24 protein-coding genes are annotated in these 22,571 nt (G+C 62.1%); 13 read left to right on the top strand and 11 right to left on the bottom strand.

The window, feature by feature from the left end:
* Window positions 1-12: 12 nt before the first annotated feature.
* A complete protein-coding gene (locus tag LDN90_RS18460) occupies window positions 13-1,236 on the bottom strand; it encodes an ROK family protein (protein ID WP_223946594.1) in 1,224 nt (407 codons plus the stop codon).
* Between the two features lie 235 nt (window positions 1,237-1,471).
* Between LDN90_RS18460 and LDN90_RS18455 the strand changes: the two genes are divergently transcribed.
* The 5 genes from LDN90_RS18455 (at window position 1,472) to LDN90_RS18435 (ending at window position 7,420) form a co-directional block, all read left to right on the top strand.
* A complete protein-coding gene (locus tag LDN90_RS18455; protein WP_223946593.1) occupies window positions 1,472-2,746 on the top strand; it encodes an extracellular solute-binding protein in 1,275 nt (424 codons plus the stop codon).
* 24 nt (window positions 2,747-2,770) lie between these two features.
* Window positions 2,771-3,685 carry a sugar ABC transporter permease gene (locus LDN90_RS18450; protein WP_223946592.1) on the top strand — a complete coding sequence of 305 codons (915 nt, stop codon included), beginning with the start codon at window positions 2,771-2,773 and terminating at the stop codon, window positions 3,683-3,685.
* Complete coding sequence (locus LDN90_RS18445) at window positions 3,685-4,596, top strand: carbohydrate ABC transporter permease (RefSeq protein WP_223946591.1); 912 nt, start codon at window positions 3,685-3,687, stop codon at window positions 4,594-4,596. The genes LDN90_RS18450 and LDN90_RS18445 overlap by 1 nt, the downstream gene beginning before the upstream one ends.
* 76 nt (window positions 4,597-4,672) lie before the next feature.
* Window positions 4,673-6,427, top strand: coding sequence for an alpha-amylase family glycosyl hydrolase (locus tag LDN90_RS18440; protein ID WP_223946590.1), 1,755 nt, complete (start codon window positions 4,673-4,675; stop codon window positions 6,425-6,427).
* A gap of 33 nt (window positions 6,428-6,460) precedes the next feature.
* A complete protein-coding gene (locus LDN90_RS18435; RefSeq protein ID WP_223946589.1) occupies window positions 6,461-7,420 on the top strand; it encodes an aldo/keto reductase in 960 nt (319 codons plus the stop codon).
* 92 nt (window positions 7,421-7,512) lie between these two features.
* On the opposite strand, the gene LDN90_RS18430 is transcribed toward LDN90_RS18435, so the two are convergent.
* From LDN90_RS18430 to LDN90_RS18415, 4 genes are read right to left on the bottom strand one after another with little or no spacing between them, the layout of a single operon-like run.
* Window positions 7,513-8,451 (bottom strand): TauD/TfdA family dioxygenase, encoded by a 939-nt coding sequence (locus tag LDN90_RS18430; protein ID WP_223946588.1) that lies wholly within the window; start codon window positions 8,449-8,451, stop codon window positions 7,513-7,515.
* A gap of 51 nt (window positions 8,452-8,502) precedes the next feature.
* Entirely contained in the window at window positions 8,503-9,447 is a 945-nt protein-coding gene (locus tag LDN90_RS18425) for an ABC transporter permease (RefSeq protein ID WP_223946587.1), read from the bottom strand.
* Complete coding sequence (locus LDN90_RS18420; RefSeq protein ID WP_223946586.1) at window positions 9,447-10,355, bottom strand: ABC transporter ATP-binding protein; 909 nt, start codon at window positions 10,353-10,355, stop codon at window positions 9,447-9,449. Before LDN90_RS18420 ends, LDN90_RS18425 begins: the two co-directional genes overlap by 1 nt.
* Window positions 10,356-10,357: 2 nt before the next feature.
* Entirely contained in the window at window positions 10,358-11,410 is a 1,053-nt protein-coding gene (locus tag LDN90_RS18415; RefSeq protein WP_223946585.1) for an ABC transporter substrate-binding protein, read from the bottom strand.
* Between the two features lie 378 nt (window positions 11,411-11,788).
* Between LDN90_RS18415 and LDN90_RS18410 the strand changes: the two genes are divergently transcribed.
* Complete coding sequence (locus tag LDN90_RS18410; RefSeq protein ID WP_216925045.1) at window positions 11,789-12,652, top strand: CoA ester lyase; 864 nt, start codon at window positions 11,789-11,791, stop codon at window positions 12,650-12,652.
* A 117-nt stretch (window positions 12,653-12,769) separates the two neighbouring features.
* Here LDN90_RS18410 and LDN90_RS18405 read toward each other — a convergent pair whose 3' ends face one another.
* Window positions 12,770-12,913 (bottom strand): hypothetical protein, encoded by a 144-nt coding sequence (locus LDN90_RS18405; RefSeq protein WP_223946584.1) that lies wholly within the window; start codon window positions 12,911-12,913, stop codon window positions 12,770-12,772.
* Here LDN90_RS18405 and LDN90_RS18400 point away from each other — a divergent pair.
* The 5 genes from LDN90_RS18400 to LDN90_RS18380 all read left to right on the top strand — a co-directional run bounded on the left by LDN90_RS18400 (window position 12,908) and on the right by LDN90_RS18380 (window position 15,933).
* Window positions 12,908-13,573 carry a DUF2797 domain-containing protein gene (locus LDN90_RS18400; protein ID WP_223946583.1) on the top strand — a complete coding sequence of 222 codons (666 nt, stop codon included), beginning with the start codon at window positions 12,908-12,910 and terminating at the stop codon, window positions 13,571-13,573. The genes LDN90_RS18405 and LDN90_RS18400 overlap by 6 nt on opposite strands.
* A gap of 85 nt (window positions 13,574-13,658) precedes the next feature.
* Window positions 13,659-13,883, top strand: a complete 225-nt coding sequence (locus tag LDN90_RS18395) for a DUF3188 domain-containing protein (RefSeq protein WP_216925047.1) — start codon at window positions 13,659-13,661, stop codon at window positions 13,881-13,883.
* A gap of 43 nt (window positions 13,884-13,926) precedes the next feature.
* Window positions 13,927-14,388 (top strand): MaoC family dehydratase N-terminal domain-containing protein, encoded by a 462-nt coding sequence (locus LDN90_RS18390; RefSeq protein WP_216925048.1) that lies wholly within the window; start codon window positions 13,927-13,929, stop codon window positions 14,386-14,388.
* Between the two features lie 2 nt (window positions 14,389-14,390).
* Window positions 14,391-14,828, top strand: a complete 438-nt coding sequence (locus LDN90_RS18385; RefSeq protein ID WP_216925049.1) for a MaoC family dehydratase — start codon at window positions 14,391-14,393, stop codon at window positions 14,826-14,828.
* A 37-nt stretch (window positions 14,829-14,865) separates the two neighbouring features.
* Entirely contained in the window at window positions 14,866-15,933 is a 1,068-nt protein-coding gene (locus tag LDN90_RS18380; protein ID WP_223946582.1) for a UDP-N-acetylmuramate dehydrogenase, read from the top strand.
* Window positions 15,934-15,958: 25 nt separating this feature from the next.
* Here the strand turns inward: LDN90_RS18380 and LDN90_RS18375 are convergent, their stop codons facing one another.
* The gene (locus tag LDN90_RS18375) at window positions 15,959-16,438 is read right to left on the bottom strand and encodes a hypothetical protein (protein ID WP_223946581.1); all 480 of its coding nucleotides are present in this window, start codon (window positions 16,436-16,438) and stop codon (window positions 15,959-15,961) included.
* An 86-nt stretch (window positions 16,439-16,524) separates the two neighbouring features.
* Here LDN90_RS18375 and LDN90_RS18370 point away from each other — a divergent pair, with 86 nt between their 5' ends.
* Together LDN90_RS18370 and LDN90_RS18365 are read left to right on the top strand one after the other, a co-directional pair.
* Window positions 16,525-17,667: a winged helix DNA-binding domain-containing protein gene (locus LDN90_RS18370; protein WP_223946580.1), complete on the top strand. Its 1,143-nt coding sequence runs from the start codon at window positions 16,525-16,527 to the stop codon at window positions 17,665-17,667.
* A gap of 870 nt (window positions 17,668-18,537) precedes the next feature.
* A complete protein-coding gene (locus LDN90_RS18365; protein ID WP_223946579.1) occupies window positions 18,538-19,542 on the top strand; it encodes a type IV toxin-antitoxin system AbiEi family antitoxin domain-containing protein in 1,005 nt (334 codons plus the stop codon).
* Between the two features lie 23 nt (window positions 19,543-19,565).
* On the opposite strand, the gene asd is transcribed toward LDN90_RS18365, so the two are convergent.
* The 4 genes from asd to LDN90_RS18345 form a co-directional block, all read right to left on the bottom strand.
* Complete coding sequence (asd, locus tag LDN90_RS18360) at window positions 19,566-20,708, bottom strand: aspartate-semialdehyde dehydrogenase (RefSeq protein ID WP_223946578.1); 1,143 nt, start codon at window positions 20,706-20,708, stop codon at window positions 19,566-19,568.
* A 106-nt stretch (window positions 20,709-20,814) separates the two neighbouring features.
* Window positions 20,815-21,036, bottom strand: coding sequence for an NF038396 family protein (locus LDN90_RS18355; protein WP_223946577.1), 222 nt, complete (start codon window positions 21,034-21,036; stop codon window positions 20,815-20,817).
* A gap of 20 nt (window positions 21,037-21,056) precedes the next feature.
* Window positions 21,057-21,656 carry a dihydrofolate reductase gene (locus tag LDN90_RS18350; RefSeq protein ID WP_223946576.1) on the bottom strand — a complete coding sequence of 200 codons (600 nt, stop codon included), beginning with the start codon at window positions 21,654-21,656 and terminating at the stop codon, window positions 21,057-21,059.
* Entirely contained in the window at window positions 21,653-22,456 is an 804-nt protein-coding gene (locus LDN90_RS18345; protein WP_223946575.1) for a thymidylate synthase, read from the bottom strand. Before LDN90_RS18345 ends, LDN90_RS18350 begins: the two co-directional genes overlap by 4 nt.
* Between the last annotated feature and the right edge of the window lie 115 nt (window positions 22,457-22,571).

Genomic DNA, 22,571 nt, shown 5'->3' with positions numbered 1-22,571 from the left:
GCACGGACAGGATCAGGAAGCGTTCGCGGGCTTCGGCAATGACGACGGGGAGAGATCCAGCGCGTGCTCCTCGACGTAGTCCAGGGCGTGGCGGATCGCACCGAGGGACACAATGCCCTCACTGAGGGTGGAGGTTGCCAGCCGCGGGGGAGTGAACGTGAAGTCCGGCAACTGCTTTTCAATGGCTGGGATCAGGGCGTTTGCAGAGGATGCGACGGCTCCCGCAATAACAACCAACTCGGGGTTGACCAAAGTGCTGATTGAGCCGATGACCCGGGCCATGCGGTGCGCCAAACGGTCCAGGACCTGAGCGGCGGCGTGGTCGCCTTCCGCGGCTGCCTTGAAAACCATCTCTGCTGTCAGCGCTGCGGGATCATCCCCGCAAAGTTTCCGAAGCTTCGTGCCCTTGGTATCGTCAAGGACTTCCCGCCCCCAGAGCGCAGCGTAGTGCGCGATGCCGTAGGTGTCGCCCACGCCGTCGACGGTGTCCAGGTATCCCAGTTCCCCGAAGCCACCAAGCTGCCCGTGGAGCAAACGGCCGGATTCGAGGATTCCGGAACCCAGACGGTCGCCGGCGAGCATGACAACGAGGTTGTCGACTCCCTGCGCGGTGCCCTGCCACCGTTCCGCGAGGGCTGCGAGGTTGGCGTCGTTTTCAAGGAGTACATGCCAGCCATGCCGCTCTGAAACAATCCCGCGGACATCGAAGGATTTCCAGAATTCCTGGACGGTGAGGACCTCGCCGTCGCGGCTTACCGGGGCAGCCACTCCAACGGACACAGCAAGGATCGAGTCTGCAGATACGCCGGCCTTTTTCAGGACGTCTGCTGCGATCCGGTCCAGCACATCTGCGCGCTCATTGGCAGAGACGTTGTACGTCCGGAAGGGCATCGTGACCTGGGATAATGGTGTTCCGGCCATGTCGGCCACTATGGCGGTGATCTTATTGGCGCCGATGTCGATTCCGAGCACGCTGGCCGCGCTGTCGTCGAAAACAAAGCGACGTGCCGGCCTGCCCTTGATGTAGTCTCCGGCCCCTCGCTGGTTTTCCAGCTCCTGGAGCCAGCCCAGCCGGACAAGTTCGTCGCAGATGGAAATGACGGTGGCGCGGGAGAGCCCAGTGGAAGCCATGAGTTCGGTGCCTGTTACCACACCGGCGCCACGCATGGCCTTGAGCATCGCGCCGGCATTGACCCTGCGAACCAGCTGTGTTGACGGCGCAGTCCCGATCAGCATTCCGGCGCTCCCACCTTTCCAGCCGCCTACCGGAGTGATAGAACGGTCTCTCTAAATTTAGTACATAAATTTAGATGACGACGCATTTCCCCAAAAGCTTGACGGTGTGGTGCTCCTCACTAAATACTAGCGATAGGTCATAAATTTACCTCCTATCTAAAACCGGGTTGAGGTTGAGGTCGACCACTTCCCCCAAGGCATAGCGGCCACTGGGGATCCGCAAGACGAAAGGACTATGGAGTCTGTGAAAGCTACGCGCAAGAAACGCATGGCAGCGATGGGCCTGGGTCTGGCTCTGCTGGCCGGCCTTCTCTCGGGCTGTACCGGAGAACCGGGTAAAGAGACCATCCGCTTCACCTTCAGCAAGCGGGAGGCCATCGGCTTCATGACCAAGCTGGTGGCCGACTACAACGCTTCCCAGGACAAAACCCAGGTGGTGCTGGACACTTCGGGCGTCGACGTCGTGTCCGCAAGCTTCGTCCGCGGCAATCCACCGGACATCGCGCTTGCAAACTACAACATGGAAACGTCCCGCTTTGTTCAGCGAGGAGCGTTGAGCGACTTGTCCGGCACGCAAGCCGCCTCCCGCGTCCGCGAGGACCTCCAGCCGCTGATGGACCAGTACGGTTCCTATCCGGGACGCACCAGTGCCCTGCCCTACTCAGTCATGGCGTCCTCGGTGATCTACAACAAGGAGATCTTCGCTGCGCACAACATCGCGGTGCCGAAGACCTGGAGCGAGATGATCGCGGCGTGTGAAGCACTGAAAGCCGCTGGGGTGACGCCGTTCTATGCCACATGGAAGGATGACTGGACGATCGCCCAGGGGTGGTTTGACTACTCCGTAGGTGGGCAGGTGGACACCATTGACTTCTTCAAGAAGCTTGCTGCCGAAGGCACGGAGGTTGGGCCGGAATCCTCGGTGTCATTCCAGAAGGACTTCAACCAGCCGGTCGAGAAGATGCTGACGCTCGCAAAGAACTACGTCAACAAGGATGCTGCAAGCCGCGCCTACGGTGACGGTAATCTCGCTTTCTCTCAGGGCAAAGCGGCCATGTATCTGCAGGGCCCGTGGGCATTCAGCGAGATCGCCAAGACCGCCCCGGACCTCAAGCTCGGAACCTTCCCACTCCCGATGACCGAGGACCCCAAGGACCTGCGTGTTCGGGTCAATGTGGACCTCGCGGCCTGGATTCCAGAGGCATCCAAACACAAGGACGCTGCGCGTAACTTCCTCGAGTACCTGTACCGGCCAGAGGTGATCGATGCCTACAACAAATCACAGCTGGGCTTCACACCCACCAAGGATTCTGCGAACGTTCCGGACCCCCGGATCGAGGGGATGGTGGAGTACTACGAGAAATCGCAGGTTTATCAGGGCCCGTCGGTACTCGTTCCGCGCACCATACCGATCATGAACTACACGCAGGCAATCGTGTTCGGCGCGTCCCCTGCATCCACCCTTCGCACACTCGACGCAGATTGGGCGCGCCTGGCCTTCCGCCAGTAGTGCAGAACATAGGAAGTCAGAAACATGTCCAGCATTAGCACCCCAACCACATCCGGGCAGAGTCGCCAAAGGCCACGCAGCAGGCGCCGTGTGGAACCGATCTTCTACTTTTTCCTGGTACCCAGCCTCATCCTGTTCACCCTTGCCATCACGATCCCGGGCATCATCGGTATCTTCTTCAGCTTCACCAACTCCATCGGGATCGGCGACTGGGAGTTCATCGGCCTGACCAACTACATCGCGATCTTCAGTGACCCCGCTATCCTGCAGAGCTATCTGTTCACCTTTGGGTTCTCGATCGTCACGGTGATCGCGGTCAACGTGATCGCTTTCCTCCTTGCCGTCGGCCTCACCGCACGCATCCGGATGAAGTCGGCACTGCGGACCATCTTCGTCATCCCGATGGTGGTTTCCGGCATCATCATCGCCTACGTGTTCAACTTCCTGTTCTCGAACTCCCTGCCGGAGGTCGGTGCTGCGGCAGGGATCCCGTGGCTGGAAAGCAGCCTGCTGGCCAACCCCGATCTCGCGTGGATTGCGATTGTTCTTGTCACAGCATGGCAGGCAGTACCTGGGGCGTTGCTCATCTACATCGCGGGCCTTGTTGCCGTGCCCGGGGACGTATATGAGGCCGCGGAAATCGACGGCGCGAGCAAATTCCAGCAGCTCTTGAAGATCACCCTTCCGTTGGTGGCCGGTTACGTGGTCATCAACATCATTCTCGGGTTCAAGGGCTTCCTCAATGCTTACGACATCATCGTGGGGCTGACGAACGGTGGCCCGGGGACCTCCACCAGGAGCATTGCGATGACTGTCATTGCCGGCTTCAATGGCGGCGACTACGCCTACCAGATGGCCAACGCGACGATCTTCTTCGTGGTCGCCATCCTTATCTCACTCCTGCAGCTTTCGCTGACTCGCGGACGGAATGCACTCTGATGACCAAGCAAACCACCCTCGCAATCGAGGACTCCTCCCACGTTGAAACCGCCACCGTTCCAAACATCCGACGGCGGTCGGCTCCGGCTATCGAGCGGGTCAACTGGCCTGCGACCACGGTCCTCGTCCTGTGCGCAGTGACCGTCCTGCTTCCTCTCTATGTCACGGTGTCCATGGCTTTCAAGACCCAGGGGCAGGCTGTGGATGGCAACGCCTTCTCATTTCCCGCCCCCTTCAGCCTCGACGGTTTCATCCAGGCCTGGACCCTGACGAACTTTCCCGTGGGTGCCGCGATGTCATTGCTGGTGACTGCAGGGACCGTCCTTGCCACCATCGTCCTTGCTGCATTCGCCTCCTACGCGATTGTGCGCAACTGGGAACGCCGGTTGTTCAGGTACTCGTTCTTCTACCTTCTTGGAGCGATGTTCATTCCGTTCCCGGTGGTTGCACTGCCGCAGATCCAGCTCACCGGTCGTCTTGGGCTGGACAACCCGTTCGGCGTAATCCTCCTGGCCACCATGTTCCAACTGAGCTTCAGCGTGCTGCTCTTCACGGCATTCCTGCGTTCCATACCCATGGAATTGGAAGAGAGTGCCCGGATCGATGGCGCCACAACATGGCAGACGTTCTGGAAGCTGATCTTCCCGCTGTTGGCGCCAATGAGCGCGACCGTGGGTATCTTCGCATTCCTTTATGCATGGAATGACTTCATGATGCCGTCGCTGATCATTTCCGATCCCGCACTGCAGACCCTGCCGGTACGGCAAAACCTGTTTCAAACCCAGTTCAGCAACAACTACCACGTATCTTTCGCCTCCTACCTGATGGCGATGGCGCCCGCGATCGTCGCGTACCTCTTTACACAGAGGTGGGTCATGGCCGGCGTGACACAGGGGGCCGTCAAGGGCTAGTGGATGTTGACCTTCCGTGCCCAGCGTTTCATACTGGTCCGGGATATAAATTTAGATTCTAAATCAAAGGAGTTTCGTGAGCACTTCCGCCACTCAGGCACACCGTACCGATGCAGAGCGAATGGCTGATCCGAACTGGTGGCGCCAGGCAGCTGTGTACCAGATCTACCCCCGCAGCTTCGCCGATTCCAATGGCGACGGCATCGGTGACCTCAAGGGCGTCACTGCCAAGGTTCCGTACCTGAAGGAACTGGGGATCGACGCCGTTTGGCTGAGCCCGTTCTACCCGTCAGCGCTTGCGGACGGTGGCTACGACGTCGATGATTACCGCAACGTGGACCCCAAACTGGGGACGCTTGAAGATTTCGATGAGATGGCAGCAGCACTCCACGCCGCCGGCATCAAGCTGGTGGCCGACATCGTGCCCAACCACTCTTCGGACCGCCATGAATGGTTCAAGGAGGCCCTGGCATCGCCCAAGGGCTCTGCAGCGCGGGAACGCTACATCTTCCGTGACGGCAAGGGGGAAAACGGCGAGCTGCCGCCCTCGGATTGGGACTCCGTGTTTGGCGGACCGGTCTGGGAACGCATCACCGAGCCCGATGGCACTCCCGGCCAGTGGTACATGCACATCTTTGCCAAGGAGCAACCCGACTTCAATTGGGACAACCCTGAGGTTCGCGAGGACTTCCTCAAGACCCTGCGGTTCTGGTCCGACCGCGGCGTGGACGGCTTCCGCATCGATGTCGCCCACGGCATGGCCAAGGATCTCTCCGAGCCGTTGCCGATGAAGGCAGACCTCGAAGCCCGCGCCCACGGCACGGACGGTTTCGTGGACGGATCGCACCCCTTCTGGGACCGCGACGAAGTCCACGAGGTCTACGCGGAGTGGCGCAAGCTCTTCAACGAGTACAACCCGCCGCGCACCGCCGTAGCCGAGGCCTGGGTCCATGAATCGCGTCGTGCCCGCTACGCCAGCCCCGAGGGACTGGGCCAAGCCTTCAACTTCGACCTCCTGCAGGCCGACTTCGATGCACCATCCTTCCGGAAGATCATCACGGAAAACCTGATCGCGGCAAAGGAAACCGGGGCGTCCTCCACCTGGGTGTTCTCCAACCACGACGTCGTTCGGCATGCCACCCGCTATGGACTGCCCAAGGGGGGTTCGGTTGCGCAGGGAACCAACGCCGCCCAGGACGTCTCGGCCACCAAGCCAAAGGGCCAGGACGGCAAAGGCTGGCTGCTGGCCGGCGCACCTGCGGAAGAGCTCGACGTCGAACTCGGCTTGCGTCGTGCCCGCGCCGCAACGCTGCTGCTCCTCGCGCTACCCGGCTCCGCCTACCTCTACCAAGGCGAAGAGCTTGGCCTGCAGGAAGTAGCTGAGATCCCGGACTCTGAGCGGCAGGATCCGTCCTTCTACCGCAACCCAGGGGTCGAGATCGGCCGCGATGGTTGCCGTGTCCCGCTGCCGTGGACCGCAGAAGGGCCCTCCTTTGGCTTCGGAGAAGGCAAAGCCCACTTGCCGCAGCCGGAATGGTTCGCAAACTACGCGGTGTCCGAGCAGGAAGGACGTGAAGGCTCAACCCTGGAGCTCTACCGCAAAGCCCTGCGCCTGCGCAGGGAACTTCAGACCGACGAGGAACTCGAATGGGTTGAAACCGGAAACCAGGACGTTCTGCACTTCAGCCGTCCGGGCGGTTGGGAAACCGTAACCAACTTCGGAACTGAGCCTTTCGCGCTTCCGGCGGGCAGCGTCGTCGTGAGCAGTGGACCGGTGGAAGGCGGCATGCTGCCGGCCGACACCACAGCCTGGGTGGTCCGCGACGCGTAAGCGCCGGGCAAGTCAACTGGATTGAATACAGGTATGAATAACGCGAACGGGCGCGGGCGCCTGATCTACGGCTGCATGGGACTTGGCGGTCCTTGGGACGGTACGTCCTATGGTGCCGCCGAGATCGAACAGGCCGCCTCAGTCATCGACGCAGCACAAGGTATCGGCATTGAATTGTTCGATCATGCTGACATCTACCGCAGCGGCAAGTCCGAAGCCGTCTTTGGGGAAGTCCTCGCCCGTTCGCAGGGCCTGCGCGAGAAGATCCTGCTTCAAACCAAGTGCGGGATCAGGCTGGGGGAGCGCGGGCTGGATACGCACTACGACCTCAGCCGGGAAGCGATCCTTGAACGGGTCAATGAAAGTCTGAAGCGGCTTCAAACGGATTACGTAGACGTCCTTCTCCTGCACCGCCCGGATCCTTTGATGGATCCGCGCGAGGTGGCGGACGCCGTCGGGCAGCTTGTTACGGAAGGAAAGGTGCGGCAGCTGGGTGTGTCCAACATGTCCGGCGCGCAGATCGAGTTCCTGCAGGACTGCCTTGAGATGCCCATCGTTGCCAACCAGCTGGAGATGAGCCTGCTGCGACGGGACTGGCTGGAAAGCACCGTGTTGGTCAACCATGCCGACGGGCTGGGCTTCAACTTTCCCCATGGGACGGTGGAGCTATGCATGGCCAAGGGGATTGAGCTCCAGGCCTACGGCTCCTTGGCTCAGGGACGCTACACAGGGGCGCCGTCCGAGGAAATGTCGCCGGCCGAGTCCGCAACCGCTGGAATGCTTCAGCGGCTCGCGGCGGAGAAAGGCACCACCCCCGAATCGGTACTGCTGGGGTGGCTGATGCGGCATCCGGCGCGGATCTCTCCCGTACTCGGAACCACCAATCCCGGGCGGATCGCTGCCTGCTCTGATGCCGCGTCCGTGGCTGCCGCCATGACCCGCGCCGAGTGGTATGGCCTATGGGTGGCAGCTCGGGGAAGCAACATCCCTTAAACCCAACTGAGTCGCAGTTAAGCACGTTTTGAGGGTTCAAAACGCGCTCAGCTGCGACTCAGTTGGGTTACGACAGCAACACATACGGGCTCCTACGAAGCTGCCGCGGCAGCGACCGGGGCCACCACCGAGTAGGTGCTTGAATCACCCTGGATGGCCTGGCTTGCCTTGCCGTCGATGCTTACAGGAATGTCGCCGGCAATGGTCACACGGTTCAACTTGCGAGGCTGGCCGTCGTAGTTGTCCGGGGCGTAGTGCTGGGTGATCCGGTTATCGAACAACACAACCTGGTTGGGCTCCCAGTTCACGCGGACCACATTCTCAGGACGCGTCACATAAGCCTGCAGCAGCCTGATGATGTCCCGGGATTCAGTGTTGGACAAGCCCACGATCCGAAGCCGCTGCGCGAAGCCCCCAATGAACAATCCGCGCTCGCCGGTCAACGGGTGGACCCGCACCACGGGGTGGGCGGTTTCGAACTTCAGGCGGGTGAACTCCTTGCGGCGCTCCTCGGCATTCTGGTGCTCAAGGTTTTTGGGCACGGAGTAGTCGTAATCGTTGGTGTGGATGGCCCACAGAGTGTCTGCGAAGTTGCGCAGTTCCTCCGGCAGGTCCTGGTACGCCCCAGCGGAGGAAGCAATGAGCGTCTCCCCGCCATAGGCGGGCAAGTCGATGCTGCGCAGCGTGGAGGCCTGCGGCGGATTGACGACGAACGTAACGTCCGTGTGCCAGTTGTTCGCGGAGCCGTTCTCGCTGTCCACCGGCAAGACGTTTTCTTCACCTTCCACGGAGGCAACCGTGGGATGCGCCTTCGTGAGCGGGCCGAAGTGGCTGGCGAACTTCACCTGGGCTTCGTCGGTGAGGATGTTGGCCTCCCGGAATACCAGCGCCTTGTGCTCGTTGAGCGCGGTCCGGATCTGAGCGATCGTGTCCTTACTGAGGTCTCCACTGATATCGAGTCCTCGTATTTCCGCGCCGATGCGGGAGCCTAGCTTGGCGAATTCAAGCTTGGTTTCGGTAATGACGGTCATTATTTCTTTCCTTACTTTGTGATGGGTTGTGGCAAGTGCCACGGGGTGGTTTTAGGAAGCAGCCGCGCCCACTGCGGTCCGCCAGCGCGAGAAATGGCGTTCCAGCGCGACCAACAGGAAGTTCACGCCAAGGCCCAGGAGCGAGACTGTGAGGATGCCCGCGTACATGTCCGGGATGAGGAAGCTGCTCTGTGCGTTCACGATCAAATACCCAAGGCCGGCCTTGGCGCCCACCATCTCGGCGGCGATCAGCACCAGGATGGACGCGGTACCGGCCATCCGGATACCGGTAAAGATCGTGGGCACGGCCGATGGCAGGATGACCTTCTGGAAGAGCCGGAAACTGTTCAGTCCCAGCGAGCGCGCAGCCCGTATGAGCAGCGGATCCACGGTTTTCACTCCTGCGATCGTGTTCAGCAGCACCGGGAAGAAGGCTGCGTAAGCCACGATGCTGATCTTGGATTCCTCGCCGATGCCCAGCAGCAGCGTGAACACAGGCAGCAGAGCCAATGCGGCCGTGTTGCGGAAGAGTTCCAGCAAGGGGTTGAGGACTGCGTTGAGCCGTCCGTACCAAGCGATCAGGAGTCCCAGCAACACACCTGCAACGAGCGCCGCGCCGAAACCGGTGATTGACCTGGTGAGGCTGGCCGCGATGTGGCCTTGGATGGTGCCGGCTTCAAAGAGCTTGCCCCATGCCAACAGCACGTCATGCAACGGGGGCAGGAATACCTTGGTGGAGGGGCTGGCCAGATACGTCGGGCCGAATTCCCACAGTGCCAGGAAGGCCAGGATGCCAGCGGACTTCCACACGCCTGATCCGGCTGCTGCCGTAACCCTGCGCGCTGCGGCGAGGACCGGCGTCGAACGTTGCGCGTTAGCCTCGGGGGCGGGTGCGGCGGCAGTACCGGAAGGCCCGACGGCGTTACCCGGCTCGGTCCTGACGCTTGCTTTGCGCGTTGCCGCCGCGGTTTCTGTCTGGGTCAATGTGGTGCTCATCAGGCCGCAGTCCTTTCACTGGTGACGGTTCCGTCTTTGGGGGCGGTTGACGGTTCATCCGGTGCGCTGCCGTCCGGGAGGATCTTCCGGTGCCCGGCGTCCTGCGCGCGGCGGACTTCATCGTGCAGGAGCGTCCACACCCCGTGCCGGTGCTCGACGAAGGCCGGGTGGGAGCGAATGTCCTCCTCGCCGTCGCGATCGGGGATGTTGATGTCCACAATTTCCTTCAGACGGCCAGGACGGGCGCTCAGCACAGCCACGCGCTCGCCGAGATAAACGGCCTCGTCAATGCCGTGCGTGATGAACACGATCGTCTTGCCGGTTGCCCTCCAGATGCGCAGCAGTTCGTCCTGCAACTGCTCGCGGGTTTGGGCGTCCAATGCCGCGAAAGGCTCGTCCATCAGCAGGACGTCGGGCTCATAAGCCAAGCTGCGGGCAATGGCGACACGTTGCTTCATGCCTCCCGAGAGCTCATGGGGATAGCGGTCCTCGAAGCCGGCCAGCCCGACGAGCGCCAGATACTCCTTGGCCTTCGCCGCCCGTTCCCGGCGGTTCAATCTCCTGCCGTCCGCCCCTGTTCCTTCCAGGCCGATGGACACGTTGGCCGAAGCTGTCCGCCAAGGGAAGAGTGCGTACTGCTGGAACACCACAGCGCGGTCCTTACCGGGACCCGTTACGGGCTTGTTGTCAACGAGAACCTCGCCGGACGTGGGTGTTGAGAGACCCGCGAGCAAGTCCAGCAGCGTGGTCTTGCCGGAACCACTTGGCCCTACCAACGTAAGGAACTCGCCGTCGCGCACGTCCAGGCTTAGCGAATCGATGGCCGTGAGCGTCGTTGCGGCCGTGGACTTCGTAGCCCGGACCGTGAATTGCTTGGTGACATTGCGGAGGCTGATTTTGGCAGTCATGGCTATCCCTTCTTGGCTGCGTTAGTAGTTGTGCCGTTCGTGGCGCTGGCGAGATCGTTGAATTCATTGGTGTAGTACTTGGCCGGCGTGAGCTTGTCCTTCACGATCCCGGCAGAGTTCAGCCACGCCTCCCACCGGGTAAAGTCCTCGTCCTTGATCACGCCGCTGTCCGGAACACCAGGGCTCTTCCAGAACTTCAGGTTGGCTGTGCTCTCATTGCGTCCGCGGTTTTCGATGATCTTGGTGAAGCGGGCAATGACTTCGTCGCGCGGTGTTTCTGCCGCCCATTTGATGGCCTTGGCAACGCCGGTAGTGAAGGTGCGGGCGGTGTTCGGGTTCTTTTCGATGAAGTCGTTCCGGAGCACGATCTGGCCGCCTGCAAAGTTTCCGAACAACTGCACATCGCTGAACAGCGAACGTAGTCCGCCAGCCTCAATGGCCCTGTCCTGCAGGACGCCGCCCAGAGTTCCCGCGTCCACTTGCCCGCGGCGGATGGCTTCCTCGGTGTCGTTCGGAGCCAAGGGGACGAGCTGGACCTGCTTGATCTCGTCCTGGCTGAGACCGTTCCGCGTCAGGTATGTGTTGATGACCGCTTCGTGGTGGGCGCCCAGTGTGTTGACCGCGATCTTCTTTCCGATCAGGTCACGGGGTCCCTTGATGGAGCTGTCTGCCTTCACGTAGTAGCCACTGAAGGTCTTCTCATCCGAGCCGTAGTAGTTGACCACGGCCTTCACCGGGGCGCCCGCTTCGATCAGCTTCACCACCGCTCCGGAGAAAGCGCCACCGAAGTCGGTCTGGTTGGTGGCTGTGGATTGGATGTCCTGGGGTCCGCTGGTGGTGTTGCCCACCCAGTTCAGTTTCAGGTCGCGCAGGTATCCGAGGTCTGCGGCAAGTTCGGGGAAGGTCACGTTGTTGGCTGAGCCTTGGTAGCGGAGTTCTTTGACCTCCGTGCTTTGGTTGGCTTGTCCGGCTTCGGCTGCACCGCCGCAGCCGGACACCGTCAGCGCTAGTACGACGGCGGCCGCGACGCTCAGCAGGGGCAGGTGCAGTTTCATGGGAGCTACTTTCGAGTGCAAGTTGTTAGTTGGAGAGCCGTACGTTCACCGGCTTGGGAACGATGTAAGCCCATCCACGTGGCCCGTGGAAAGCGCCGCGGTCACGCTGGGAAACCGCGGGAAATGGTGTGAAACAGCGGGCAACGCGAAGCCATGAACTGCAATCGACGGACACAAAGTCGCAGCGTTGAGCTTGATGAAGACTGTGTTAAGGTCAATGACTCACGGCGGGTGGTGCGTTGAAAACGAATGGTTCCTGCCGCCGTCGGCCGGTCATACTGGGCGCGGGCACAGTCATAAGGGATTTAGTTCGTATTGATCCTCACAACCGGGCGGATTTCTTCGCCTTGCGGGCCGCCGGGCGGATACGGTAGATACATGACGTCTAGCATCGCCGCCGAATCCATTCGGCCTACCCGCAACATTCCCGCCGACATCGCCCGCTCCTGGCTCCTTGTGAATGCCATGAAGACGGAGCTTTTTGACGAATCCGCGGGTTCACGGGCAGACGCCATCATCCTTGACATCGAAGACGCCGTTGACCCCTCCCAGAAGGACGCGGCGCGCGAGAATGTCGTGAACTGGCTGAGGTCCGGCGGTCAGGCGTGGGTTCGCATCAACGATGCCACCAGCCCGTTCTGGGCAGACGACCTCGCCGGCCTGCGCGGCACCCCGGGCCTGCTCGGCGTGATGCTCGCCAAGACTGAGTCCGCGGACCAGGTGACGGAGTCCTACCACCGCATGGACGGCAAGACTCCCGTGATTGCACTGGTCGAGTCCGCCCTCGGCATCGAGGAAGCCAACCACATTGCCCGCGCCCAGGGTGCGTTCCGCCTGGCCTTCGGTTCCGGTGACTTCCGCCGCGACACCGGCATGGCCGCCACCCCCGAGGCCATGGCCTACCCGCGTGCCAAGCTCGTCGTAGCCAGCCGCGTGGGCAACCTGCCCGGCCCCATCGATGGCCCCACGGTCGGCACCAACCACCCCATCCTGCGCGAGCAGACCGGTATCACGGTAACCATGGGCATGACCGGCAAGCTGTGCCTGGCCATCGACCAAACCACCGTGATCAACGAGGTCATCAGCCCCACTCCGTCGGACGTTGCCTGGGCTACCGACTTCATGAGCGACTTCGAAGCCAACGGCCGGGTCATCCGCGATGGTTCGGACCTCCCACGCCTTGGCCGCGCCGAGAAGATCATGAAGCTCGCAGTTGCCTTCGGGGTTCAGCCCTCCCTGTAGCCATGCTGGTCCACGGCATAGCTTGGGACTCTTCATCACCGGCTTTGAAGTTGTTGTCGCCGGATGGGGAGTTCACTGACGTTGCGTTGGCCCCGGGTTCAACCCTGGGCCTGCGCGTCATGCCCGGGGTGGTGCCTTGGCCATACCAAGGTCCACGGGCCGGGCAACCGTACCCATGTTCCTTGCCGCAGCGGTTCCCCAGCCGAGCGGGGAAAGCAGTGCGGGGCCTGCTTTGCCCGGGACGATTCCCGGCTCATGCATGACTTCCACCGGGGCGGCTCTGTGCCCGCGGGTCTTCGCGCTTACCTCATGCAGCCACACTGGCTGTACGTTGCAACGTTCGCCAATGGGGCAACCAAGGTCGGGACTGCCTCGGCGCCGCGCAAGTGGAACCGGCTGGCAGAGCAGGGTGCCGTTCAGGCTTCCTATGTTGCCCTCGCCGAGGACGGCCGGGTTGTTCGAGTGCTCGAGGACCTTGTGACCCGCGAGCTTGGACTCGTCCAGCAGGTCCGTTCCGCTGCTAAGGCGGCGTCGCTCGTTGAGCCGCGCCCCGGCGTCGAGCTTGTTGCCACCAATCGCCGGCATGCCGCGCAGGTGCGTGGCTTGCTGGGCGGACTTGCCATGACCGGATTCGCCCTTGTGGAGGAAGAGTGGGAGCGGCCGGCCTTGGCTGACCGGCTCTGCACCGTTCGTGCCACCGGTTCTTCGCGCCACCCGTACCCGGCAGCGTTCGACGGCGGAGGGCATGGCCTGCGGGTCCACTCACTTTCCGGTGCTATCGCCTTGGCTGGCCTCCCGGATGCCGAGGGAAACGAGGTGGAGGGTAGCTTCGTGGCAGACCTGGGCGCGTTGAAAGGACGAAAGATCGAGTTCGGCGCCCACGTCACGGAAATCCCCGCACTGCAGGATTCTTTGTTCTAACTCCTTGTGGGGCCTGCTGTGCGCACTATTCCTGGGTTTTGGGGCGCAGAGCGGGCCCCGCAACGCGCACCGGTAGACTTGGACGGTGCTGAACGAATTCTGGGCCACCTCCTCCACCGCCTACAAAACGCTGGTTTTCAGCGCCATGGGGCTCATCGCCGTCGGACTCATCCTTTCCATTGCCGGAAACACCACCGGCAACCAGGGATTGGCCATTGCATCACTGCCCGTGATTGGCGTCGGGCTGCTGCTCCACGTCACAGGGCTCGTAGTCCGGGGCCAGAAGATCCGCAAGAGCTACAAGAAGTAGTCGCAACACCACCGTAGGCTCGCTGGCCCGATAGGGTTGGACCATGAGTATCAATCCGGACCTGCAGGGCCGAAGCTACCCTGCCGCAGAGGTTTATGACGTCTCCCGCGAGAAGATCCGCGAATTTGCGAAGGCCGTGAAGGCCAGCAATCCCGCGCACTTCGACGTTGAGACAGCACGGGCCATGGGGCACAGCGATCTTGTAGCCCCGCCGACGTTTGCCATCATTGTTGCCCAGCGCGCCGACGCCCAGCTTGTGGAGGACCCCGAGTCCGGCATCGATTTCTCCCGCGTGGTGCACGCGGACCAGCGCTTTACCCATCACCGCGCCATTGTGGCCGGGGACCGCCTCGTGGCTGAACTGCACGTTGATGGGGTACGGGCCATGGGCGGCGGCGCGATGATCACAACGCGTTCAGAGATTTTCGCCCTCGACGGCAACGATGACCGTGAAAAAGTAGCCACCACCACCTCGTCCATCCTGGTCCGCGGAGAGGGACAGTAACCATGAGCCCAAAATTTGAAGAACTGACGGTAGGCCAGGAAATTGGCACCCGCAGCATTGAGGTCACCCGCCAGGACCTGGTCAAGTATGCCGGCGCTTCGGGGGACTTCAACCCGATCCACTGGAACGAAGCTTTTGCGACCTCTGTTGAGTTACCCGGCGTGATCGCCCACGGCATGTTCACCATGGGCTCGGCAGTGCAGCTGGTCAGCGACTGGGCAGGGGACCCCGCCGCCGTCGTCGATTACCAGACGCGCTTCACCAAGCCGGTCCTGGTGGCTGACACCACCGGAACGGACGAGGCCGGTGCTGTTATCGATGTCACCGGGGTAGTGGGAGCCCTCGACGCCGAGGCCGGCACCGTGCGCATCGACCTCACCGTTGTAGCCGCCGGGCAGAAGGTCCTCATGAAGTCCCAAGCAGTCGTTAAGGTTTCTTGAATCAAGTGAGCACTTCATTCCCCGTTAGGCTTGATTGGTGACCCAGACGCTGCTTTCCGACCTGACCACAGCTGCCGTCGGCGGCCCGGCAGGAAAATATGTAGAGGCCCGCACTGAGGCCGAAATCATCGACGCCGTGCGGTCGGCTGACGCTGTGGGGGAGAAACTCCTCATCATTGGCGGGGGTTCCAACCTCCTGATCTCGGACGACGGCTACCCCGGCACGGTCCTGAAGATAGCGTCCGAAGGCTTCACCGTGGACTCGGAAGACAGCTGTGGCGGTGTGTCCGTGGTAGTTCAGGCCGGCCATAATTGGGACGCGCTGGTGGAGTACTCGGTTCTGCATGCGTGGTCCGGGCTTGAAGCTCTGTCCGGCATCCCGGGGGCCACAGGTGCCACGCCCGTACAGAACGTTGGCGCGTACGGCGCGGACGTCTCGCAAACCATCGCCGCCGTGCGGACTTGGGACCGGCAACGCAATGCAGTTCAGACATTCACGAACTCAGAACTCAAGTTTGGCTACCGCGATTCCATCCTGAAGCAGACCACGGTGGAAGGTTCCCCGCGCTACGTCGTGCTGACTGTTGAATTCCAATTGCCGCTGGGGCGAATGAGCGCCCCCATCCGGTACGGTGAACTCGCCCGCGTGCTGGGCGTGGAAGCCGGCAAACGTGCCTACTCCAACGATGTCCGCCGGGAAGTCCTCCGGCTCCGCGCGTCCAAAGGCATGGTCTTGGACGCCGCAGACCGGGACACTTACTCCACAGGCTCGTTCTTCACCAACCCGATCATCCCTGCCGAACGCGCCGCAGGGTTGCCGGAGAACGCGCCGAAGTACCCGGCAGGCGAGGACGGACTAGTAAAACTTTCCGCTGCCTGGCTCATCGATCACGCAGGATTCGGCAAGGGTTTCGGACTCGACGAAAGCAGTGTTTCCGGTGGCAGGGCATCCTTGTCCACCAAGCACACCTTGGCGATCACCAACCGCGGCTCGGCCTCGGCGTCGGACATGGTGGCTATCGCGCGCGAAGTGCGTGCCGGCGTCGTGAATCGCTTCGGCATTGAGCTGCACCCTGAACCCTTGCTGATTGGCGTTTCCCTCTAGCGCGACACAGCGCGCCGCCGTGGGCTTAGCGTGTGCGTCGTGCCGCGATGGGCAGGACTTTGTTGAGTAGCAGGAAGGTCAGCCCGCAACTCACTGATCCCAGTAGGAAGATCTGGCTGAAGGCAATACTTTGGGGTGAAGGGCCGCTAGGCATGAAGAGCCCTGCCATGGCGAAGCCAACCAGGCCCAGGAGCATCACGATGGCACCAAGCAGGAAGCTGCGTACTTGTGCTGCAGCCGCGGGGTAGAACCAGGGTTCCGGGGCGTCGTCCCCGGGATCGGCAACAGGTTGGATAGCGGCTGCGGAACCTATGAGCAAAGCGGCAGTGGCAGTCGCCACCAGCCCCGCCATCTGGATCACTTGCATGGCCGGCGTGAGGCTGACCCCGGTACCGACGGCCACAACGAGTCCCGTTCCAAGCCCGACGACGGTGCAGCACCAGCCAGCCGCAGCCAACCATCTGCTGAGCGGCCGCACAAGCGGAGCAAGATCACCAAAGAGCATGCGTCCATCCTAGGAAACTGTGCTGGAAGGCTGCTGGGAGGTGTTGCAAGGTTCCCTGTACCGGCTGGGCGCTTTTAGGATGGAGCATGCCTGCACCCCAAGCGCGTCCTGCCGCTATCACTCCGCGAGTTATGGGCCGCCTGCGGCTCGCTAGCCAGGGACTCCTGAATGGTGGTCTTGCCGCCGTGCCTGATGCCGTTCGCTGGATGACAGCCATGCAGGCGCAGGACCTCGGATCCGCGCTGTGGGCCGTGGGGCAGCGCGTCCCGGGATCTGCAGCATCCGACGTCCGCGCAGCCCTTGACTCCGGAACCATAGTCCGGTCATGGCCAATGCGGGGAACACTGCATCTACTGGCACCCGAGGATCTCCGCTGGATCCTGCGAATCACCAGCCCACGACTCATGAACATGGTGGCAGGCCGGCATCGGGAGCTTGGCATCACCGCCGAGGACATCAGCCATTGTCGGGACATCGCGCTGAAGACGTTTGAGTCCCTCAACACTGCCGACGGCGGACGTGGGGCCACGCGCGAGCAACTCTTTGACGCCTTCGAGGAAGCCGGCCAGATCACCAAGGCCCAGCGTGGCATCCATCTGCTTGGAAGCCTGTGCCAGCGTGCGTGGCTCGTCCAAGGCCCCATGGCTGGTTCACGCGGCAAGGTGGGTGTCCAACAGTTGTTTGTGCCCTTCGACGAGTGGATCAAGGACTCCAGGGACCTTGATCGCGAGGAAGGAATTGCGGAGCTCCTCTTCCGTTACATCCGCAGCCACGGACCCGCGACGGTGAAGGACTTCGCCTGGTGGAGCCAGGTGCCCCTCACGGAAGCGCGCAAGGCCCTCGCCTCGGTTCAGGATCGACTGGTGGAGCTGCCGTTCGGCGATACCAGCTATTGGCTTTCGCCTGAAACAGCAGCACTGCTCGACGACGGCGTCCCCGGTTCGCGGGGGTTGCTGGCTCTTCCTGGTTTCGATGAGTTCCTGCTCGGTTACCAGGACCGAAGCCTGGTCCTTGCGCCCGAGCACGCGGAAATGGTAGTGCCGGGCAGGAACGGAGTGTTCAAACGAATCATCGTGGCCGGGGGAGAAGTGGTGGGCACGTGGGCCAGGACGGGCAACGGCAAGGCGCCCGGCGTTGTTCCCGAGCCCTTCGAAGGGCAGCTGGGCCCGGCCGCGGAGCGTTCGTTCCAAGCGCAGGGGCGGGCTTACCTGAAGTTCATGGCGGGCTGAGCGCTGGGGGCCGGGTGCTGGGGGCTGGGGAACCCGTCGCTTGCCCGCAATCTCGTTGCCTGCCCGCTTCCAAGTTGTTGGCCAACAACGGGTTATCGGGCCCACGACGTTGCTAGGGGGCAGGCCCTTGTGGCCAGGGCAAGGCGGGGCAGGGCAGGGCAGGGCCGAGCCGCGCTTGGAAATCCGTCGCTTGCCCGCAATCTCGTTGCCTGCCCGCTCCTGCGTCGTTTGCCAACAACGGGTTAGCGGGCCCACGACGTTGTTAGCTGGCAGGTCATTGTGGCGCAGGGCAAGGGCGGGGCAGGGCAGGGCAGGGCTCGGCTGCGGCTTGGAACCCCGTTGCTTGCTGCATTCTCGTGGCTTGCCCGCTTCCAAGTTGTTGGCCAACAACGGGTTAGCGGGCCCACGACGTTGTTAGCTGGCAGGTCATTGTGGCGCAGGGCAGGGCAGGGCAGGGCAGGGCAGGGCAGGGCTGCGCTCGGAAATCCGTCGCTTGCCCGCGATCTCGTTGCCTGCCCGCTTCCAAGTTGTTGCCCAACAACGGGTTAGCGGGCCCACGACGTTGTTAGGTGCCAGGCCTTTGTGGCGCAGGGCAAGGGCGGGGCAGGGCAGGGCAGGGCTGCGCTTGGAAACCCGTCGCTTGCCCGCATTCTCGTGGCTTGCCCGCATTCCCGTGGCTTGCCCGCTTCCAAGTTGTTGCCCAACAACGGTTTAGCGGGCCCGCGACGTTGTCAGGTGGCAGGGCATCGACAGGGCAGGGCTGTGCTGACAGCTGCGGCTTGGAGTGTCCAGGGCCGACAGGCCGTAGTTGTCCACATACGCCCTTGAAGGGCTGTCCGCGAGGCCCACGGCAGACGCACGATGGACCCCATGAAACCACAAAAACTTGACGCCCTGATCGCCGGGAACTGGCCGGATAACATCATCGCCGTGACAGCGGATCTCGCCGAGAGTGGTCTCGGCGACCGGGTGCTTACGGCGGGTGTGCGATCGGGAAAGCTGATCAGGCTAAGACGCGGCGTGTATGCCCGTGCCGCTGACTGGCGCGGACGAAGTCCTTGGGAGCAGGACATGCTGAGGATCCAGGCACATCAGAGCGGGTCACGCGTCGCGAGCATCTACAGCCATCTGAGTGCCGCGCGACTACATGGGTGCTCACCCTGGGATGGTGGCCCACTGGTGCACGTCACCACGCCGTTTTGGCCAGCTCAGGCGAGTTCCGGGGAAGATGTATCGGCGCACGGTGCTCCACTGGAGTCCGCGGAGATCGTTGAGCTGCAGGCGCCGTGGCGACGACCCGTCAAAGTTACGAGCCTTGAGCGCACTGTTGTGGACTGTGCACGGACCCTGGATTTTGAACGGGCATTGGTGATCGCAGACCAAGCTGTTCGCAGGGGCGCTGATCCGCTTTTGATGCATGACTATGTGGACACTGGCAAAATCACAAGAGGTGCACGACGCTTGCGACGGGTTCTCGACGCAATGGATGCACGTTCGGAATCCGTGGGAGAAACCCGGACGCGCGCACTCCTGAGCAAATTGGGGATCCACGGAGCGGTGCTTCAGCTCGAAGTCGATACACCCCTCGGTCGGTACCGAGGAGACTTCGGCTGGCCGGAAAACAAGGTGATTTTGGAATTTGACGGCCGGGCCAAGTACTTCGATTACGCACCAACCGATGAGGTGCTCTTTCAGGAGCGACGCCGGGAGAAGGCACTCCAGGCTCAGGGTTGGAAAGTGGTCCGCATCGAATGGGATGATCTCAGCCGCCCGTGGGACGTTGACCGGAATCTCAGGCAGGCACTTGCCGAGACACCCCTTAAGCGTGGAAAACCCGCTGTTCCGTTGCTGGGCAGCAACAGAACAGCGGGTTGACGACGAAACAGCGCGGACAGGGCCTAGAGCTTGCCCGTCACGATGTTCAGCATGCGGCGCAGCGGCTCAGCTGCACCCCAAAGGAGCTGGTCACCCACCGTGAAGGCGCTGATGTACTCCGGACCCATTTCCAGCTTGCGGATACGTCCAACGGGAATGTCCAGGGTGCCGGAGGCAGCCACAGGAGTCAGGTCCGCCATGGAGGCTTCCTTGGTGTTTGGAACAACCTTGGCCCACTCGTTGTCCTTGGCCAGGAGGTTCTCGATCTCCGTGACGGACAGGTCTTCACGCAGCTTGAGCGTGAGGGCCTGGGAGTGGGAGCGCATGGCGCCGATGCGGACGCACAGGCCGTCCATGGCGATGTGGTCCTTGCCCGCGGTGCCCTTGCCCGTTCCGAGGATCTTGTTGGTCTCCACTCCTGCCTTCCACTCTTCCTTGGACTGGCCGTTGCCGAGGTCGGCATCGATCCAGGGAATGAGCGAACCGGCCAGCGGAACGCCAAACTGGGTGGCGTCAACGCCAGTGCGCTGGGCGGCGAGGACCTTGTGGTCGATCTCCAGGATGGCTGAGGCCGGATCCTGCAGTTCGCTGCTTACCTCGTTGTTGAGGGTGCCGAACTGGTTCAGGAGCTCGCGCATGTGGCGGGCGCCGCCACCGGAGGCAGCCTGGTACGTCATTGAGGTGCCCCATTCGACCAGGTTGTTCTTGAACAGTCCGCCAAGGCCCATGAGCATGCAGGAGACCGTACAGTTGCCGCCGATGTAGTCCTTCACGCCGCCGGACAGACCGGCGTCGATTACGTCGCGGTTGATCGGATCCAGCACGATGATCGAGTCATCGTTCATGCGCAGTGTGGAGGCAGCATCGATCCAGAGGCCATCCCAGCCGCGGTTGCGGAGTTCGCCGTGAACCTGCTTGGTGTAGTCACCGCCCTGGGCGGTAACAATAATTGGCAGCTTGGCAAGCGTCTCAATATCGAACGCGTCCTCGAGCTTGCCAGCCCCGTCAGCAAAGGAAGGGGCGGCACCTCCTGCGTTCGAGGTGGAGAAAAATACCGGGTTGATGTTGGCGAAGTCGTTCTCGTCCTGCATACGCTGCATCAGGACAGAGCCGACCATGCCACGCCAACCGACCAGTCCTACGGACGGATTAGCTGCTGTAGTCATTTACCCAGTCTAAACTTTTGCGGCGGAGAGCCGCTGTTGGTTACGTCACGCGCGCAACGCACGACGCCGGCACTCGCCCCAGGGTCACGTCAGCCGACCGCCGCGGCTAGCTCCCGGCGTCGGGCCCTTGCAGCAGGACGGCTTTGCGCTTGCGCAAGGCAAAGAACGCACCGAACGTGAAGACCTGTGTGACCACGATCAAGACGATGATGCCGACGACGCGGTTGCCGCCAAGAATCATGGTCAGTCCAACAATGGCTGAGATCAGCGCGAAAAGCGGCAGCAGCATGTATCCCAGCACGAACAATGTTTCGGGTTTCTTCAGCATGTGGAGCATGTCCTGGTTTTCTAGTTTTCCGTCCGGCGCCACGTGGTGAACCGGTATTGTGTGCCGTTCTTGGCGGCCAGCCAGCCTTCGGGCGGCGCGGCAATATCAAAGGTCCAGTCGTCGCCGAGTTCAGGCGCGAAGGTATCGCCGTCGAGGTCGGCATCGATGATGGTGACGACGGCAACGTTGGCAATTCCCATCGACTGTTCAAAGATCTGGCCGCCGCCGATGATCCAAACCTTCTGGCCACCGGGTGCGAACTGGGATTCCAGCAGGGCTGCGTCCAACGAGGAAACCACGACGGCGCCCTCGGCCTCGGGCGTGGAAGCCCACTCCGGGTTGCGGGTCACCACAATGTTGGTGCGCCCAGGCAGGGGTCGGTACTTGTCCGGGAACGATTCCCAGGTCTTGCGGCCCATGATGACGGGGTGTCCCGTGGTCAGTTGGCTGAAGTGCTTGAGGTCCTCGGGGAGGTGCCACGGCATGGAGCCGTCCTTGCCAATCACGCCGGATTTGGTCTGGGCCCAGATCATGCCGATGCCGGTCATCTTGGCCGCGGTTTCCTGAGTGAAGATAACACCGGGAAGCTGGGAAGGATTCTCGGACGGGGGAGTGCTCATACGGCGATCGGCGCCTTGATGGTGGGGTGGTGCCGATATCCCACAACTTGGAAGTCGTCCAAGGTGTAGTCGAAGATAGAGTCCGGTTTGCGCAGGATTTTCAGCTGCGGATACTCGTACGGTTCACGGGTGAGCTGCTCGGCGACTTGCTCCACGTGGTTGTCGTAAATATGGACGTCACCGCCTGTCCAGACAAACTCGCCAGGCTCAAGGCCCAGCTGCTGGGCGACCATGCACGTCAGCAAAGCGTAGGAGGCGATGTTGAACGGGACTCCCAGGAAAGTGTCCGCGGAGCGCTGGTACAGCTGGCAGGACAACTTGCCATCGGCTACATAGAACTGGAAGAACGCATGGCAGGGCGGCAGTGCCATGTCCTTGAGCTCGGCGACGTTCCAGGCGGAGACGATGTGTCGCCGGGAATCCGGGTTGGCCGCCAGGTTGGCCATGAGCTCGGAGATTTGGTCGATGTGCCCACCGTCGGGCGTGGGCCAGCTGCGCCACTGCACACCGTACACGGGGCCGAGTTCGCCGTCGGCATCCGCCCATTCGTCCCAGATGGAAACACCTTGGTCCTGCATCCACTTCACGTTCGAATCGCCGCGAAGGAACCAGAGGAGCTCCACTGCCACTGATTTGAAGTGGACCCGCTTGGTGGTGATGAGCGGGAAGCTTTCGGCGAGGTCGAAGCGCAATTGACGGCCGAAAACGCTTCGCGTTCCGGTTCCGGTGCGGTCCGACTTATGCGTGCCGTTGGCCATGACGTCGCGCAGGAGGTCTTCATACGGGGTGGGGATGCTCACGAGTCCAGCTTACTGGTTTCGACCATGCGGACCCTCAGTAGATCGATGAGTGTCTCATCACCGACGCCGGCTGCCCAAGCTCCTTGTAGGCGCGCGTGACGCTCCCCGCGGCAGA

This window comes from Arthrobacter sp. NtRootA1 (assembly GCF_019976975.1).
GTDB classification, from domain to species: domain Bacteria; phylum Actinomycetota; class Actinomycetes; order Actinomycetales; family Micrococcaceae; genus Arthrobacter; species Arthrobacter aromaticivorans.
Note: the sequence above shows the minus strand (reverse complement) of the source record. Positions and strands in the feature narration are given on the sequence as shown.